We start from the raw sequence: 1,588 nt of genomic DNA, 5'->3' as shown, positions 1-1,588 counted from the left end.
CCGTCATGCCGGCCGCGCGCAGCAGCTTGGCGATCTCGCGGCCGATGCCGCCGGTGCCGACGACCAGCGCGGTGGCGCCGGTGATGCTGCGCGTTTCGCGGTGACGCCACTCGTGTCGGCGCTGCAGGTCGAAGCTGGTGCGGCTGTCCTTGGCGTGGGCCAGCACCGCGCCGAGCACGTACTCGGCCAGCGGCCGGTCGAACACCCCGCGGGCGTTCGTCACCACGACCTCGGAGCTGCGCAGGTCGTCGAACAGCAGCGTGTCGACCCCGGCCGCGGTGATGTGAATCCACTCGAGGTCGCCCGCGTCGGCCCACACATCGCGCACGGCCATCGAGAAGAAGTCCCACAGCAGCAGCCCCTGGGCCCCGCGGACCGCCTCGGCGAGCCCGTCAGCCGCACAAAAGCGCAGGTCAACATCGATATCGTCGAGCCCGGGTGGCCGGTCATCGGCTTTGGCGCACAACACAGCCACCACCGGTCTTGTCCTAGGCACGGGGACGAGGCTAGGAACCCGACCGTCCGATTGTCAACAATCGGACTTGCGGGCGGGTCGACCCGGCCTCACACTGTGCAAATGAACCCCTCGCCGCCCCTGCACCAGGCCGGGATCGGAGTCGTCGTGCCCTATGACTTCGCTCTTGACCGGGAGTTATGGCGATGGCTTCCCGACGACGTCAGCCTGCACTTCACCCGGCTGCCGTTCGCCCCGATGGCGGCGACGATGGAGATGGCGATGCACATCTCCGACCCGGACAGTGCCGCGCGCGCCGTCATCGACGTCTCCGCGGTCTCGCCGCTGGTCACCGCGTATGCGTGCACCTCGGGCAGCTTCGTCGGCGGACCGATGGCCGAGCAGGCGCTGGTGACCGCGATGATGGGGGCCGGCGCCCCGGCGGCGCTGACCACCAGCGGGGCTCTGCTCGCCGCCCTGCGATATCTGGGGATCAACCGGATCGCCACCGCCACGCCCTACACCGCGGACCTGACCGTCGGGCTGACCGCCTTCCTCGGCAAGGCCGGGGTCGAGGTCACCGCCGCCACCGGCCTCGGGCTGATCTCCGACATCTGGACGGTGCCCCACGACGTCACCGCCCAACTGGTCCGCGACACCGACAACGACCACGCCCAGGCGGTGTTCATCAGCTGCACGAACATGCCGACCTACGACGTCATCGCCCGCCTGGAAGCCGAACTGCGCAAGCCGGTGCTGACCGCCAACCAGGTCACCATGTGGCTGGCGCTGAACCTGATCGGCCGCAAGGCGGTCGGCCCCGGGCAGCAGTTGATGGAACGCTGACCGTTAGTATTGTTGACAATTCTGCAATTCCGTCATGTCAGTCAAGGAGGACGCATGCCGACAGTGGGACTGCTCTACCCCGGTCACAGCGCCGAGGACGACTTCCCCGCTCTCGAGACCCGGGTCGGCGGCGCGGTACGACTCCCGGTGGTGATCACGTCGGTCGGTGAGGACGCCCACCGGGTCGACGCGCTGCTCGACCTCGGCAGCAACACCCGACTCGCCGACGGCGCCGCGGCGCTGGCCGCCGATGCACCCGACGCGGTGATGTGGGCCTGCACGTCGGGG

At 69.3% G+C, this 1,588-nt stretch carries 2 protein-coding genes and 1 pseudogene; 2 read left to right on the top strand and 1 reads right to left on the bottom strand.

The window, feature by feature from the left end; translation table 11 throughout:
* Positions 1-496: NAD(P)-dependent oxidoreductase (locus tag WA965_RS19330; RefSeq protein ID WP_526447953.1), on the bottom strand; the 496-nt coding region annotated here is incomplete at its 3' end.
* 81 nt (positions 497-577) lie between these two features.
* Here WA965_RS19330 and WA965_RS19325 point away from each other — a divergent pair.
* Both WA965_RS19325 and WA965_RS19320 read left to right on the top strand, forming a co-directional pair.
* The gene (locus WA965_RS19325; protein WP_526300314.1) at positions 578-1,300 is read left to right on the top strand and encodes a maleate cis-trans isomerase family protein; all 723 of its coding nucleotides are present in this window, start codon (positions 578-580) and stop codon (positions 1,298-1,300) included.
* A 54-nt stretch (positions 1,301-1,354) separates the two neighbouring features.
* Positions 1,355-1,588: pseudogene (locus tag WA965_RS19320) on the top strand (maleate cis-trans isomerase); the annotation flags it as partial.

This window comes from Mycobacterium sp., assembly GCF_049683935.1.
In the GTDB taxonomy this organism is placed as follows: domain Bacteria; phylum Actinomycetota; class Actinomycetes; order Mycobacteriales; family Mycobacteriaceae; genus Mycobacterium.
Note: the sequence above shows the minus strand (reverse complement) of the source record. Positions and strands in the feature narration are given on the sequence as shown.

Coding starts and splice junctions, on each gene's coding strand:
- WA965_RS19325 (WP_526300314.1), top strand. CDS start 578: ATGAACCCCTCGCCGCCCCTGCACCAGGCCGGGATCGGAGTCGTCGTG.